The organism is Halalkalibaculum sp. DA384 (assembly GCF_043951955.1).
GTDB lineage: Bacteria > Bacteroidota > Rhodothermia > Balneolales > Balneolaceae > JAMQKA01.
This window is the reverse complement of record NZ_JBINJE010000001.1, coordinates 218,073-233,486: the sequence shown is the minus strand read 5'-3', so window position 1 is coordinate 233,486 and position 15,414 is coordinate 218,073. Positions and strand designations below refer to the sequence as shown.

The window sequence follows — 15,414 nt, the reverse complement described above, 5'->3', positions numbered from 1 at the left end:
CTCGAATTACTTGGTTATATTGCCACGTTGAAGCCGAATGTGAATGTGCGGGGCAGGGGATAGAACGCCCCCGGGTTCTCAGGGTCTCCACCGGTGGAAAAACCACTGGATGAGATCGTAAACAGCTCGCCCCCGGTTACGTGGACCCGTGCATTTTTCAAGCCGATCCTGTCTTGCAGTTCCACAGGCAGGGTGTATTCCAGCCGGATATTTCGGAGTTTTAGATACGACATATCCTCAATCATAAAGGTGGACATCCTGGACTCATTGTTGGCATCATCCAGAGAGAGGGCTGGAATATCCGAGTCGGTGTTTTGCGGGGTCCAGGCATCGAGCGCCATGGTGAGCAGGTTTTCTCCCGAGTGGGTGCCGGCCCCGTAGAATACCCTGGATTTCACGGGGTTAAACCGATCCACCCCATACACGCCCTGTAGGTAGAATGAAAGGGTGAATTGCTTGTAGCTGACATTGCCCTGGAATCCATATTCAAGGTCGGGCGATTCATTGCCAAGCCAATCCTGGTCCAGCGTATTGACCACTCCATCCCCGTTTAGGTCTTTAAAGCGCAGCCGTCCCACTCCTTTACCGGGTTGATCGGCGTGGTTATCGACCTCCTGCTGGTTTTGGAAAATGCCGTCGGCCACATATCCGAAGTTGGAGGTAATCGACTGACCGATGATCGTTTTTTCCACATTGCCAGGAAAATCGCGGACTACGGATTCGGGCACAAATGTTACCTTGTTACTGGATGAGGAAAAGGAGGCATTAAATCCGTAGCCGATATCTCCCGAGCTGTTGTTATAGCCCAGGGCGACTTCCCAGCCCCGGTTTTCCATGGTGGCCCCGTTTTCCCACCGGTCGGCTCCTTCTCCAAGTATCGCCAGCCGGGGAGGCAATACCAGGATATCGCGGGTTTCCCGGAAGAAATAATCAAATGATCCGGTCAACCGCTGGTCAAACAGCCCGATATCCAACCCCATATTGAGTTCATCCGTCTCTTCCCAGTTCAGGTTGGGATTGGCACGCTGCACCTGTTTCACACCCGAGGGGAGTTCCCCGGTTTGCTGGCCTGAGAGGGCATAGGCGGTGCCGGTGGGTCGGCCGAATGCCCCACAGCACAAGAATTCGGCGGTGCCGTAGGCCGGGGTGAAAAAGGCAAACGGGGCCTCGTTGTCGATGCGTTGATTCCCCATTCTGCCAACGCCGGCTCGTATCTTGAGATCGGATATAAAATCAAGGCTTTCACTGTTTCGGAAAAACTCTTCACCTGAGATTCTCCATCCCGCAGAGAACGCGGGGAAAAACCCAAAGCGCTTGTCTTCGCCAAACCGGGAGGAGCCGTCATACCGGAACGTGGCGGTAGCCAGATACCGGTTGGCATAGTCATAATTTATTTTGGAAAAGTATGAAAACAGCCGGAAGCCGGTGGCGGTGCCGGAGACGGTCATCGGGCCGGTTCCGGCGTCAAATTGCCAGAAGTCGTCGGTCTCCAGCAGAAAATCCTGCCGTTCGGCCGACAAAAATTCCGTATTACTGCGGGTTGCTTCCACTCCGGCCAGTATTTCGGTGCTGTGCTCTCCAAGATCAAAGGAGTAATTCAGCGTGTTATACCATGTCCAGTTGGAGGTAGTGCGGTTATCTTCAACCAGCCTGTTGGGCTCGCGGGAAAGAAATCCAATGTTAAACTCCTCCAGGGTCACGGACTGGACCTCCTGGTCATAATCGATTGCAAAATTGGAGCTGAATTCCAGGTTCTCCATGATGCTTAAATCCATATAGAAATTTCCATATACCGACCGTACCTCGTTGTTGTCGTCTCGTTGAAATGTGGATGTAGCCAGTGGATTCAGCCGGTCGGAGAGTCCACCTCCGATCGGGCCGGCAAAGCTGCCATCTTCAGCGTATACGGGAATGATGGGATGCAGCAATGTAGCTGTACTTAACGGGTTCCCGCCGAACACGTAATCTGAAAAGGGCGTTTGCTCGCTTCTGGCAAGCTGCATATTTTCCCCAATGGTCAATCTGCCGTCAAGCAGATCCATGGAGGAGTTCAGTCGGAACGTAAACCGCTCAAAGTCATTAAACTTGACAACTCCCTCCTGAAAATTGTGACCGACAGATGCCAGCAGGCTGTAATTGTCGCCTCCACTTGAGAGCGAGAGGTTGTTTTCCGTACTCAGCCCGTTTCTGGTAATAACATCGAACCAGTCGGTATCGGCAGCCCGGATACCTCCCTGCACATTTTGGTCAAGCCACTCAACGGTTTCGATACTGTTCAGCACCGGCCGGCCATCCTGCATGGACCAGTCATAATCGTAATGGACCTGATCATTTGGGTCCGCCCCGCTGTTTACGGATGCCCGCCAGGCCGCCCTTCCGCGCTGCTCGGTATTCATGACATCTACCGTGGGGTACTGGCTTTCAAACGTCGTTCTGGAGTTGAATTTCAGCCGCAACTCACCGGGCTGGCCCTTTTTGGTAGTGACAATGATAACTCCATTGGAAGCTCTCGATCCATAAATCGAGGCGGCGGAAGCATCTTTCAGCACCTGGATAGACTCAATTTCATTGGGAGACAACAGGTCGAAGCGCCTTCGTTCCACCGGCTGATCATCAATGATATAGAGCGGTTCGTTATCCCCGAGCGTACTAATGCCCCGTATAAGAACCTGCTGGGTGCCGCCGCCGGGCGTTCCGTCCCGGTTGATCTGCAAGCCTGCCACGCGTCCCTGCAGGCCCTGCAGCGGATTATGCGTGGCTACTTCTGCCACATCTTCCGGGTCAACACTCGTTACGGAGCCCGTCAGCTCCCCCCGGCGCTGAACTCCATAGCCGGTAACGACCAGCTCCTCCCCAATCAGTGTTTGAGGTGCGAGTGCAATATCTATGAGTGTTCTTCCCTGTATGGGCACCTCCTGGGTTTGATATCCTATAAAGGAAAATACCAGTGTATCCTGCAGAGAGGGTACCGTTAATTCATACTGGCCCTCACTATCTGTCGAGGTGCCGATGGTTGTTCCTTTTACAAGGATATTGACACCGGGCAGGGTGCTGCCTTCGGCTTGATCCGTTACCGTTCCGCTTACGGTTTGTGAGCTGGACTGCGCGTCCTGGAGGGTCACTGCTGCGATTGCCTGGGAGTTGACTGCTAATGCTGCCAGGCACAGAAAAAGTAGTATTTTGAACGTTTTCATAACTTATCCCAAAGTTAGAAGTTGGTATTGTATATGGTGATCCGGAAATGCACGAATTACATCAATGGTAGAATCATATCCATCCCTGTTCCTTTCTGACTTTTATTGATATTCCCTTTTATTTCCACCCGACTGACATGTAAAACGATCCCCTTTTTATGTAATCGTTTACATTTTACATAAAAAAAATAAGGATTTACCCTTTTATTTTTACTAATGAGTGGATTATTAAATGAAATCGTTTACATAATTAATGGCAATATTGTTTACATTTTTTTACAAATTAGGATGGATTGCTGAGAGTTTGTGGCGTAATACTTTTAAAATTTGGTTGGGCGGGGATAAAGTTGAAACTGTCCATTCGAAATGCAGCTGAATGTTTATGAAGCAGCTTCACCTGGGCTTGGCCTATAACCAAATTGCTCGTTGCATAAGCCTGGTTGCAGGGATAGATGTTGCGAAGGGAAGATGGTTTTATACCGTGTCGGCCGCTGATCGTGCGACGCTTGTACCACAGGATTTTCGAATAATGAGCTCAGAGTGCAGCTCAATGTTGGAGATGGTGCGGGCTGGATCCCTGAGTCTTTTAAGCAGCAGTTCCGCCGCCGTAGTACCCAGCTCATATCCCGGCTGCCGAACCGCGGTAAGCGGGGGATTGAGAGCCGAGGCCCAGGACATATCGTCGAAGCCTACAATTGAAATATCATCAGGTACGTTCACATTTTGCCGATACATCTCCTCAAAACAGCCGAGGGTCATAAGGTTGTTCGTCGAAAAGATAGCCGTAGGCGGGGTGTCAAGAGATAACAGCTTGCGGGTGCCTTCAATGCCCCCCTGTTCCTTGGAGTTTCCATAGGCAACCAGCTCCTCGTCAACCGGGATGTTGTGCTCATCCAGGGCTTTTACATACCCGTTGTAACGCTGGTCCGTGGTATAAATGCCTTTGATGCCGGTAATAATACCGATTCGCCGGTGTCCCAGCCCGATCAATCGCTTGACCGCTTTGTAGGCCCCGTTCTCATTGTCGACGGTCACCGTATCCACATTCAGGGAAGGGATATGGCGGTCCACGAACACCACGGGGACGTTTTGATCAACAATTTCCTGAATATATTCGTGGTTACCGCTTGTCGGGGCCATGATCAGTCCGGCGACCTGTTCATCCAGCAGCGTGTCGAGATAGAAGTGTTCTTTTTTCAGGTTTTCGTCAGAATTACAGACGATTACACCGTTCTTGTTTTCATAAGCCACATCTTCCACGCCGCGCGCAATTTCGGAAAAAAAGGGATTTTGCAGATCGGTTACGATCAGGCCGATCACCATCGACTGGGTACTCTTAACCCGCAGGCGGCGGGCAACCCGGCTCGGCCGGTAATTCAGTTTTTTGGCGGCCTTGATCACCCGCTCAGTGGTTTTGGTATTTACTTTTGCCGACCCGCTGAAGACCCGGGAAACCGTCGCGGTTGATACATTCGCTTCTTCTGCAACATCTTCAACGGTATAACTGTTCTTTTTTTTCATGTATGTAGTAAAAATACCATCTGCTCTGGTTTACATTGTTATCCAATGGCAGGAATTTACAATACGAATTTTGCCAATTATTTCGAAAATTTGATCACCCCTGCATAGTGTCAACGTGATATCCCCGAAAAATGACTATTTCATGTGCCAATATTACAACCTCCCCTGAAGAGAAATAAGCAGGTGCCACAAAAGGAGTGTAACCTGTTCACTTGTTAACGTGGCCGGGATGTGTCAGCCAACCAGTCAGTTTAAATTTTCCCAAGATTTCCGTTGCAACCATTCCTGGTATTGGGCTACCTGGTAACGACATCCATCTGGTCATATTCTTTATCCAGAAAATAGCGAATATTTTGCAACACCCGTTTGGCCATTCTTCGGGAGCACTCCTTCGTGCTGCTGCCGATATGAGGAGTGAGAATCACGTTGGAGAGGGTGCGCAGGTCGGCATCCGGGTCAGCGGGCTTGTAGGGTTCGCGGGCGAACACGTCAAGTCCGGCTCCGGCTAGTTGACCGCTTTTCAGGGCTTCGTAAAGAGCAATTTCATCGACAAGTGCACCGCGTCCGGTATTGATGAGTACAGCTCCCCTCTTCAGCTGATGCAGGCGGTCCCGGTCCAAAAAATGATGAGTCTCGCTGTTGGCGGGCAGATGCAGCGATACAATATCCGCGTGGGGAGCAATTTCAGAAAATTCTGTCGAAATTTTATTAACCCCGTATTTTTCCTTCAGCCGATCCGGGTCGCCTGCATGTTTTTTTAGCGCCAGTACATCCACCCCAAATCCAAATGACAAAATTTGGCTGACCCGCTTCCCGATGTTGCCAAGTCCAAGAATAGCAAAGGTTTTTCCATGCAGTTCTCTTCCCATAACCGGGTTCCAACGGCCCTGCTTGATCTCGTTGCTGCAGCGGCCCGCCATCCGCAGCACTTCGCCCGCCAGAAAGACCGTGAATTCCGCGACCGTGGAATCAAGGACGCCCGGTGTGTTGGTGACGACCAGCCCGTGTTTTGAAGCTTTGTCAAAATCCACGCCATCGCAACCCACTCCGAACCGGGCGAGCAGACCCTTGTTGCCAAAAGATTGGTAGAGAGGTCCACGGTAGGAGTCAACATTGAGCACCACCGCTGCGGCCTGTTTTTCCTTGACCATGCGTGCGAGGGCTTCCTCCCCTGTCGGGGCTTCAAGAATATGTAAATCTGATATGGATGAAAAAAGCTGCGGTGCGCGGTTGTAGACCGAATCCACAATCAGTACCACGGGTTTTTGCTGCGTGCGTTGCATGATAGATGGTAGTGTTGGGTTACTGTTCCTGCTAAACTGTTGGTCCAATTTCTTCGTTTCGGATCGAAAGCTCAATCCTATTTTTAAATTATAAAAAGGACGACCGGTGCCATCTCAACTATGAATCGTCAGGTTTACCGGAATGCAGATGAAACCGATGCTGCAGATCACCGCGGAATGATATTCAAACAGTACCCGTGAACGGACTGTTTAGATCGGCAATGCCGTATTCCCGCGGGAGTGTATTACAGGTCCAAAGCGGAATCAGATGCTTATTTGGAAGTTAACCAGCACCTGGGAGTATTCAATAGATTGTTCGGTCGGAATGATATAGTTGAGTTGAATTTCAGAGACGCTGGTGGGAAAGATGTTGATCCCGGCCAGAATCGATTCGGTATTGACGCTCCCGGGCAACTCATCACTGGTGAAATAGTCCCACCGGGCCAGCAGCTGTGTTTTTGGAGTGACATGGTAGCCGGCGGTAGCGTGGTATCCAAACGGGTTGTATTGATCGGCCTGGGAATCCGCATCAAGCCAGGAATAGATAAATTCGCCGGCCAGGAAAAGGTTGCTCTGAGTGATTCGGACATCCGTGCCCAGCAGCGTCTGGTCTCCCCGTATACCGCCGATAAACCCGCTGCGCCGTTTGGTTTCCCGGGAGGCGTTGACCCCGAACGTAATCTGGTCGTCGGAATGTTGCCGGTCGGTGTCAAACCGGGCTTCCAGTCGTCCGACATAGAGTAGGTGGGAGTCGTTATTTCGGTTTATTCCAAATCCATTGCCATTGAACGCGCCAACGCTGTAATGGAGGATACCGTCGGTGGTTTGTCCGGAGAGCTGAACCCCGATCTGGCGCTTTGGAGCCAGTTGACTGACGGCGGTTGATCGATTTACAAAATCAATGGCGGCGGCCCCGGTCAGGTACTCGTAGCTGAAGGGTGATTTAAAAACCCCTGTTTTGACCTGGAAACCATCCGAAAACCGGTAGTAGGCCGCGGCATCCAGCAGGGCGGCTGAACTGGTAAAATTTGTTTGCAGCTGATAGCCAAATCCCTGGTCAAATTCGCCGTACACCTGCAAACGGGCATTGCCGACCAAAAATCCGTTGTATCCCGCGGAGCGTTCGTGCTGGTAGTCCCCGATGGTTTGTAACAGGGCGCCTACCGAAAAATAATCCTTTTTTAACTGCTGCTGAAATGCGTTAAAGTCGGGCTCCTGGCTGTCGGCCGACTGGGCAACGGCTACGGCAGAACAGAGCAAAATAATTGAGAAAGAGAGGAAAAAAGATTTAAGTTTTGTCGTGTAGCTTGCCATCATACAATAATAGTTTTGTTTAATTTTGTTTAATCTGTGATGTTGTAATTGATTCCGGCCATTCATCGTTCACCGCAGGTTTCCCGGTTAGGTTTTAGGGCCGGAATCGTGAGGTTATACAGGAAACGTCCGGTTGTTGTTTCCGGCTAGTCGTAATAGCCGTGCTGCAAGAGACTGTTACCGGCCGACTGGCAAAATGCGAATACTACCGATCAGGCTAATCTACGAAATTGATCATTTGAAGGGGCTGTTTGAAAACCTATTCTGTGGCTAATCCTCGGTATCAGTGTCATCTGCGTTGCAGTATCCCGTAACCCCGACTGTTTATGGCTGACATGACACTAGTTCGGAAACCAGATAAAAAATCCGCGATTATTTGGAGGAGAATACAAGGATGCATATATTATATCGTTTTATTACGATAAACGATTAAGAGTTTAGCTATGGCGATAACCAAGGAAGGTCTTTTCGAAGAAAAACAGAAGCGAACGGCGGCGCTGGCCAAGGCGATGGGGCATCCCGCGCGAGTGGCGATTCTCCAGATTCTGGCAGACCGCCCGGGATGCATCTGTGGCGATATCACGGAAGAGTTGCCGCTGGCGCAGTCCACGGTCTCACAACATCTGAAGGCTCTGAAAAAAGCGGGTATCATTAAGGGCGAAATCGACGGAGTTCGCACCTGCTACTGCCTTGACGAGGAGGTCGTCCCGGAACTTCACGCCCTGCTCGGCGAACTTGCCGGAAAACTACTCAAATCCATTAACAACGAATGCTGCTAACACCATGAATACCAAAAACCAAACATCTGAAGATTTAAAAGCTACAGTGAAAGAAAAATATGCCCAAATAAGCAAGCAGTCACGCGACCAAAATGCGAGTTCCTGCTGCGGAGCAACCGGCTGCTGCGATACCGTGGATTACGCGGTATTTGCCGAAGATTATTCGACGGTTGAAGGGTACAATGAAGAGGCGGACCTGGGGTTGGGATGCGGTTTGCCCACCGAATTTGCAAAGATCAGTGAGGGAGATACGGTGGTTGACCTCGGCTCCGGGGCGGGCAACGACTGCTTTGTGGCCCGTCAGGTCGCAGGCGAAACCGGGCGCGTCATCGGGTTGGACATGACCGAGGAGATGGTGGAGAAAGCTAGGAAAAATGCCGCGAAACTGGGATATGAAAATGTGGAATTTGTGGTCGGAGATATTGAAGATATGCCGCTCGGAGAGGAACTGGCCGATGTGGTAGTCAGCAATTGCGTGCTGAACCTGGTGCCCGACAAGAAAAAGGCTTTTTCGGAGACATATCGGATCCTTAAAAGCGGGGGGCATTTCAGCATCTCCGACGTCGTCACCAAGGGCGATCTGCCTGAATCTCTCAAAGAGGACGCCGAAATGTACGCGGGCTGTGTTGCCGGTGCAATCGACCTTGATGCGTATCTGTCGGTCATAAGGGAAAGCGGCTTCGAAAATATCACCCTCCAAAAACAGAAAGAGATTCAGCTCCCGGATGATATTTTAAGTCCGTACATGTCCGCTGATGAAATCGGGGAATTCAACGCTTCCGGGGTAGGCATCTACAGCATTACGGTGTATGCCGAAAAACCGTAGTAATAAATGTTTAACCACCAGGGTTGGGCAACCCTGGTGGTTCTCAGAAATATAAAGCCGGTGCGAGATGTTGATGTGTATTAAATGAAGCCAGAATATTAGGGCTTCATGTAGTAGCGGAAAGCAATGGGAAAGATGTTAGCGGAAAAATCGGTTTTTCAGGATCAAGTTATGGAGACCTTTGCAATCTCCTCGACCCTTCGTTGCGGGCGTTATTCTCCCGTATGTTAATGTCGGTGATACAACCACCTCCCAACAAAACAGCAGATTCTGTAAAGGTGGCTTAAAAATATTTAACGGTAAATTCCAAAATTTGAGCCATCCAATTATTTAGGAACTCTTCGGGAATAATGCGGGATGAGGTACGGCCCAAAGCACCAATTCTTATGAATAGCAAATGTATGCACCTGTCGGGTTCGGCTTGTTAAATGAATTAAACTAAGGCTCCGGTGCAGCAAAATTTACTTACCAGGTGGGTAATTTAATTTATACCTTTGATTGAGTGGATGCCGGTCGATTAATCCTGGTACTGAAAATGGGAAGTACACTATGAAAAAAATAAAAGTGGCAATTTTCGTGATTCTGACCCTGGTCCTGGTGTTGCTTGTGGTACAAAATACCGCTTCCGTTCAGGCCCACTTTCTGGGCTTTACTGCAGAAATGTCGCTGGTCGTTCTGCTATTCCTGACCGGGGGTATAGGCTTTGTATCAGGATTGGTGCTCGGTTTTCTATTGAAGAGCAGGCGCTCCCGGGCCCCCGACCAGCAGCGAGAGGCGTGATAAAGGGGCTATTCATCTGGAAATTATAATCTTGTCTTACTCCACATGGGATTCGAACAGCTGCTAATTATTGGAGTATTGGTAGGAGTTTTTATCGGGTTGGTGATTGACCTGTGGAGCCCGGATGCTATCCTGTTGACGGCCCTGGCTATCCTCACAATCAGCGGGGTTCTAAGCCTTGAGCAGGCGTTCCAGGGATTCGCAAATACAACATTAATTGCGTTGGGCAGCCTGTACGTGGTGTCGGCGGCGATGCGGGAAAGCGGCGCGCTCGACCGTGCCAGTTCCTTTATCCTGGGACGGGAGACCCGGAGTATCCAGCGAATATTGCTGCGGTTGTGCCCCAGTGTATCCATCTATTCCGCCTTCTTAAATAACACTCCCGTTGTAGCGATGGGTATTCCCGCTATCCGGCGATGGGCCCTGAAAAATAACATTGTCGTCTCAAAGCTGCTTATGCCCCTTTCTTTTGCCGCAATTTTGGGAGGGCTCTGCACCTTAATCGGGACCAGTACCAACCTCATTACCCACGGACTGCTGCAAAGTCACGGATTTGAGGGTCTTTCCTTTTTTGAACTAGCCTGGGTTGGCGTACCCAGTGCAGTTGTCGGACTGTTGTACCTCGTTTTCATTTCTCCCCTGTTAACCCCGGCCCGTCGCGATATTCGCTATGAGGAGGAGCAGGAACGGAACCTGCTGGTGGAGGTTGAGATTAGAGAAGGTGCAGATGTAATTGGAAAAAGGGTAAGGGAAACAGGGTTAGATGAAATACAGGGCTTCTTCCTTTCTCGTATTAACCGCGGGGACCGTGAAATAGCACCTGTTCCGAAAAATGAGAAACTACGGCAGGGCGATCATCTTTTGTATACTGCAAAAGGGGGCATTGCAGTGAAAGCACCTGACTTGACCGATTATTCCGGGCTGCACGTTGTTCATAAGCCTCCGAGAGATGATGTGCAGCAGGAGGGAAGCCCGGAACGGGAGCTTCACCAGGTGGTTGTAAAAGAAGGATCGCCGCTGGTGGGCAGCACCGTTGAAAAAGCCAGGCTCCTAGACCGGTTCGGAGCCGCCGTAACCGGCGTGCGCAGGAGAGGAAAACGTGTTGACCAGCCTCTTGGACCGTTTGTACTGCATCCCGGTGATGTGCTGTTGCTTGATACAAGGCCTGGATTCCGAGAGGCCCATGAGGATACCAAAGATTTTTTCCTGACTAGTGCGGCCGGTGGGGAAGCAGTGGGGGCAGAAACAAGCATTGAAGAGCGCCGGCCCGGGGGAAAAGATTTGTATATTTCGGTGGCCGTGTTAGTGGGCATTGTATCGCTGGTCGCCACTGGACTGGTTCATATTGCGCTGGCGGGCATTTTGGGAGTTGCAGTATTGTTGAGTTTCAATGTCATTAAAGCCGGTGAAGCTCGAAAATCGGTTGATTGGACTGTTTTAATAGTCATTGGTTCCGCTATTGGTCTGGGGAAAGCCATGGAGGTAAGCGGAACGGCCGAACTCATCGGAAGGTGGATGGTGGATTTGACCAGTGTGTACGGCCACCGGGCGGTGCTGGCCGGGGTTGTTATTGTTACGGGTCTGCTCACTGAAGTTATTACCAATAACGGCGCGGTAGCCCTGATGTTCCCCATAGCGTTGTCGGTTGCCGAGTCACAGGGCGTTGAAGCCCGCGGCCTGTTTATCTCGATTACCCTGGTGGCCTCCATGTCGCTGATCACCCCGATCGGTTACCAGACCAATCTTATGGTTTATGGTCCCGGCAATTACCGGTTTACGGATTTCTTCAAGGTCGGTTTCCCGCTTGAATTAACGTTGTGGGCGCTTGTCATCATCTTGGTGCCGATCTTTTGGACAATGTGAGTTTTTTTACTTTTTATCCCCAAAATATCCGTTTAATTAGGGCCTTCCTCAGTCCCCCCATTACTTCATTGGCTGCCAATAAATTAAAGGTATTTATGTGGTGATTAAATGCAAGGAATTTTGCTAATTTGCCCAAAACCCTTCCAATTTTGCGGGTCCCTTTATGCCAATGCAGGATCTTGGTTGTAGCAAATAGCTTATCATTGACTAATATGGGGTCTTAATTACAGGTAACGAGCTTTTATTTAATTTCATTTCAGCCATCCCATACATTGATTCAAATAGTTGCATTTCATTTGGTAACAAAACTTTCAACAACTGATCTGTGAGATATTCGGGTTAACATGTACATCTATGAAAGTTATCCCGGTGGGAAATTCCCCTGGCAAAATAACATTCAAATTGTGATTAAGGTTTTTGTTAGCCATATTTCTGAAGCTTCAAGAGGCAATATTTACCAAATTGTTTTGCTGGTTTAAATCCGCCAGATACATATCAGTACTATTAAGAGACCTGTATGCATAAAGAATATCAGTACATATTTATCGTACTTCTCCTGCTGATCACCATGCCGCATAGCGTGCTCGCGCAGGTTCAAAACCAGACTGAAACTACTGAACCGGATGAAACTGCCGCTCCCGAACGCGTAGATGTTGCCCCAGTGGCAGATGATTCCCAGATACGGGATCGGCTTGCCCGGATTTTGACTGCAACAGAGTGGTTCGAAAATCCACAGGTAGAGGTGAACGATGGGGTAGTTTTTCTAAGTGGATCAACAGAAACCGGTGATTATAAGAGATGGGCGGGAGATTTGGCCAGAAATACCCAGGACGTAACTGCCGTCGTAAATAGAATTGATATTCTGGATCCGGATATATGGGATTATCAACCCGCTTATACCGGCTTGCAGGAATTATGGCGAAATATTATGAGTGCTATTCCATTCCTGATCTTCGGAATAGTGGTACTGGTTATCTTCTGGGGAATTTCCGTGTTGGTAGCTAAAGGTGCCCGCGCTTATTTGGTAAATCGTCAAATGAACGACCTTTTGCAGGATATTGCTGCACGAGGTATTGGCATTTTTGTTTTCCTCCTGGGTATATATATCGTTTTTCATGTTGCAGATTTAACCAATGTAGCTCTCACCATACTGGGAGGTACAGGGTTGCTGGGGATTGTTTTGGGGATCGCATTCCGGGATATAACGGAAAATTTCCTGGCCAGTATTTTTTTGAGTGTTCAAAACCCATTTCATGCGGGTGATCATGTAGAGATAAATAACAATATTGGATATGTCCAGCGGCTTACCATTCGGGCTACGCTACTTATGACCCTTGACGGCAACCATCTGCAAATTCCAAATTCTATCGTCTATAAAAGCAGTATCCTCAATTACACCAGTAATCCAAACCAGCGATTCAGTTTTGTTATTGGTATTGGATATGATGCCAGCGTTACGTCTGCACAGGATCTTGCCACAAAGATATTTGAAGAACATCCGGCCGTTTTGAGGGAACCGGAGCCCTTGGTTTTGGTGGACAAGCTGGCTCCTTCTACCATTAATTTGATGTTCTATGTTTGGGTGGATGGAAGCAAACATAATGTATTAAAGGTAAAATCATCTGTGCTAAGGCAGATCAAAACCGCTTATTTGGCAGAGGAGGTTTCAATGCCTGATGATGCAAGGGAAAGAATATTCCTCGATGGTGTAACCATTCAATCCCGAAAGGAAACGGAAGCGTCCGATAAGAAAAAAACCGTGAGCAGACCTGTTGCAGAAGATTCAAAATTAATAACGAAGGCAGAAGGACAGCTGGAAAGCAATGATGAGGAAATTTTAGAACAGGCCCGGAAGTCAAGATCTCCTGAAGAAGGAGATGACCTTCTAAAACCTAATAAATAGGCGCAAAATTGTGGTTGTCTGATATACTTCTAGAATACCGGTTATGCCGGTCAGCCAGGTTATTGCTGCATAAAATTTTTTTTGCAAGATGAATTAGTTGCAAGAATAATTTAATAAAGCGGGCACCGGCCGGTGCCCGCTTTATGACTACTTCAGATTACTATAGAACAGTTTTTCCTGCCTTACCTGATTGTTGAAGAAGTTTGGCTGTCGATACTTCTGGGTTCAGTAACGGTATTATCATCGAGGATGATTGACGTTTGACTAAACAATCTCCCGTTCAGTTTTGCACCTTTTTCAAGCGTGATCTCATTGATGGACAGGATGATGCCTTCAAAATGGGCATTCTTACCGATGGTTACATCATCTTCTACATACCAAAAAATATTATCTGCACGGGCTCCATTGGTTAACGTGAATACCGTATTTTCACTTATGGTAAGGTTTTTACCTACCTTGATCAGCCACACATCATCTACACTGCCTGAAAGAGTAACATCGGAGGCTATATGAAGGGAATCACTCCATTCATGTACTCCGGGGGTCAACACAGTATTTTGAAAACTTTCATTGACGTGACTTGTTGAGTCATCTCCGTTCTGCATTGATGCATCACCGAAGGCAGAGATCATGTCTCCGATGGCTTCAATGGCATCTGGAGAAGTTGCATTCCGTTGGTTCGCATGCAAAACAAAAACCTTACCGGAGGTTGTTTGCAGTGTTGGCTTAAAGATGTCCTCCTCTTTTGGAGTGCTGGTTGCCACAGCGCCTTCTCCGACGTGACCCGTAATAACGGATGATGAACTGTTTATAACAGATGTTTTTGCCAGAATAACAAAATGGCCGGCTTTACCGAGATCAATACTCGTTGTCCTATTTGTTAACATGGCATACATTGAGCTGTTCTCAGTCCAATCCATACCATATCTGTCATTTTCTTTATCAAAGCCAGTTGCGCCAGATTTTCCTGTGGTTGTAAAACTCCAGGTTTGATCATTTTCAAGTGCAATATTTTTTGAATTTTTGACACCATTTGTAACGGTAAAGGTGTACAGAGTACCCTCATTCAATTCCCTGTCAGGTGTAAACAGTGCTACTTTATCAGAATAACTGATAGTTCCACCTACAGGACCTGTAGAATACTGCCGGCTATTTTCAGAATCTTTAATTGTTGACCGGTCACTGATTGGATTATCCAGGATCTCGCCATGGCCTCCATGCTTTCCGTGCATTGTATCTGCATACGTAGCATGTAAAAGTAATGTCCTTCCATTGATACTTTCTTCATTCATATCACTGCTGAATGTTACCTCGATAACGCTACTTAGATCAACATTCAACTCATCACCAGCGGGAATGGTTGATAAAATGACGGGTGCTTTTGTCTCTGGCTCAGCGACAGTGCTTGTATCCTGTGCTATACTACCAGCAGAAAAACCGGCAAAAAGCAGGGCTGAGAGAGCGGTGCATTTAAATAACTGTTTATTTGTTTTCATAATATATTTTTGATTAGCGTGGAGTAATTATCACGCCTTTAATCTGTATATAAATTGACTGAGAGTTGTTACAGCATGCCGGTTATTAGTTGTATATATCACTGAAGCTGAATGCACCTGCCGTTCCTGACCTCGATGAAAAAGACTCTTCAATTTTTGCAAATAGGTAATGATTTCGCTTTCGCTAATCTCTCTTTGATGGCTGGAAATCCATATAACAGCTGCTAGAAAAAATGATAGCTCCTCCTCTGTGTAAAAAACAAACAAAACCTGCGATATATGTAATACTTTCACAATAATTTGTAACACATCCCGGCACGAATATTTAAAAATTGTTATGAGAAATCTGTTAGAATTGCTCTTTCAGATGAGGAAAACTAAAAAGATAGCTACAGTCACGGGAGCATTTTATTCTAGCTGAGTCGCTATTTTGTGAGAGTGTACATTGGTTCCAA

Annotated in this window: 10 protein-coding genes; 5 read left to right on the top strand and 5 right to left on the bottom strand. The window is 48.1% G+C overall.

Annotated elements, in window-relative coordinates:
* Window positions 1-14: 14 nt before the first annotated feature.
* The 4 genes from ACG2E4_RS00945 to ACG2E4_RS00930 form a co-directional block, all read right to left on the bottom strand.
* On the bottom strand, window positions 15-3,194 hold the full coding sequence (locus ACG2E4_RS00945; protein WP_395275438.1) for a SusC/RagA family TonB-linked outer membrane protein: 3,180 nt from the start codon (window positions 3,192-3,194) through the stop codon (window positions 15-17).
* Window positions 3,195-3,668: 474 nt separating this feature from the next.
* Complete coding sequence (locus ACG2E4_RS00940) at window positions 3,669-4,715, bottom strand: LacI family DNA-binding transcriptional regulator (RefSeq protein WP_395260648.1); 1,047 nt, start codon at window positions 4,713-4,715, stop codon at window positions 3,669-3,671.
* Window positions 4,716-5,011: 296 nt separating this feature from the next.
* The gene (locus ACG2E4_RS00935) at window positions 5,012-5,998 is read right to left on the bottom strand and encodes a 2-hydroxyacid dehydrogenase (protein ID WP_395260650.1); all 987 of its coding nucleotides are present in this window, start codon (window positions 5,996-5,998) and stop codon (window positions 5,012-5,014) included.
* A gap of 264 nt (window positions 5,999-6,262) precedes the next feature.
* Window positions 6,263-7,315, bottom strand: a complete 1,053-nt coding sequence (locus tag ACG2E4_RS00930) for a porin (RefSeq protein ID WP_395275437.1) — start codon at window positions 7,313-7,315, stop codon at window positions 6,263-6,265.
* A 440-nt stretch (window positions 7,316-7,755) separates the two neighbouring features.
* Here ACG2E4_RS00930 and ACG2E4_RS00925 point away from each other — a divergent pair, with 440 nt between their 5' ends.
* From ACG2E4_RS00925 to ACG2E4_RS00905, 5 genes are all read left to right on the top strand, one after another.
* Entirely contained in the window at window positions 7,756-8,091 is a 336-nt protein-coding gene (locus tag ACG2E4_RS00925) for an ArsR/SmtB family transcription factor (RefSeq protein WP_395260652.1), read from the top strand.
* A 4-nt stretch (window positions 8,092-8,095) separates the two neighbouring features.
* Complete coding sequence (locus ACG2E4_RS00920) at window positions 8,096-8,917, top strand: arsenite methyltransferase (protein WP_395260654.1); 822 nt, start codon at window positions 8,096-8,098, stop codon at window positions 8,915-8,917.
* 549 nt (window positions 8,918-9,466) lie between these two features.
* A complete protein-coding gene (locus tag ACG2E4_RS00915; protein WP_395275436.1) occupies window positions 9,467-9,697 on the top strand; it encodes a LapA family protein in 231 nt (76 codons plus the stop codon).
* A gap of 45 nt (window positions 9,698-9,742) precedes the next feature.
* The gene (locus ACG2E4_RS00910; RefSeq protein ID WP_395275435.1) at window positions 9,743-11,560 is read left to right on the top strand and encodes an SLC13 family permease; all 1,818 of its coding nucleotides are present in this window, start codon (window positions 9,743-9,745) and stop codon (window positions 11,558-11,560) included.
* Window positions 11,561-12,077: 517 nt separating this feature from the next.
* Window positions 12,078-13,463, top strand: coding sequence for a mechanosensitive ion channel domain-containing protein (locus tag ACG2E4_RS00905; RefSeq protein ID WP_395275434.1), 1,386 nt, complete (start codon window positions 12,078-12,080; stop codon window positions 13,461-13,463).
* Window positions 13,464-13,645: 182 nt separating this feature from the next.
* On the opposite strand, the gene ACG2E4_RS00900 is transcribed toward ACG2E4_RS00905, so the two are convergent.
* Window positions 13,646-14,959 carry an ice-binding family protein gene (locus ACG2E4_RS00900; RefSeq protein ID WP_395275433.1) on the bottom strand — a complete coding sequence of 438 codons (1,314 nt, stop codon included), beginning with the start codon at window positions 14,957-14,959 and terminating at the stop codon, window positions 13,646-13,648.
* Window positions 14,960-15,414 lie beyond the last annotated feature (455 nt).